Here is a 601-nt window from a genome sequence, read left to right as displayed (position 1 = left end):
CAGGTCAGAATACACCAGTACCATATGAGAAGGATCCAGAACCAGAAGTGAAGAAAGGTAGCGTCATTGTTCACTATGTGAATGAAAAGGGTGAAACCATCGCAGATGATGTGGTCGACACGCCAGAAAGTGACGTCAACACTCCATATGACACAACAGACCACAAGCCAACCCTCATCGAAAAAGATGGCAAGCGTTATGTCTTCACCAAGGTTCAAGACGGGGATCAAGAATCTGGAACCCTTGTAGAGGGTACGACCAACGTCACCTACATCTACAAGGAACTCGGTAGCTACTTGCCATATATCCCAGGTGTAGACAATCCAGGTGACCGCCCACCAGTACCATATGATGAAACCCCACTGGTGCCAGGTGATAACCCACCATTGCCACACATTCCAGGCTATACACCAAAAGATCCAGACGGCAACCCATTGAAACCGGTTGATCCAGAAGATCCGACGAAGGGATATGTACCACCATCTATTACCAATCCAAACGATCCAGGTCAGAATACACCAGTACCATATGAGAAAGATCCAGAACCACAACCAGAAGTGAAGAAAGGAAGCGTTGTTGTTCACTATGTGAATGAAAAGGG

At 46.9% G+C, this 601-nt stretch carries 1 protein-coding gene; it reads left to right on the top strand.

Going from position 1 to position 601, the window contains the following annotated elements; all coding sequences use genetic code 11:
- The coding region (locus ACVPON_RS01460; RefSeq protein WP_462875467.1) for a MucBP domain-containing protein at window positions 1-601 on the top strand (601 nt) is incomplete at both ends.

The sequence above is a fragment of the Streptococcus sp. 1F3 genome, from assembly GCF_054968985.1.
The sequence above is the reverse complement of the archived record's forward strand: the minus strand, read 5'-3'. Positions and strand labels throughout refer to the sequence as shown.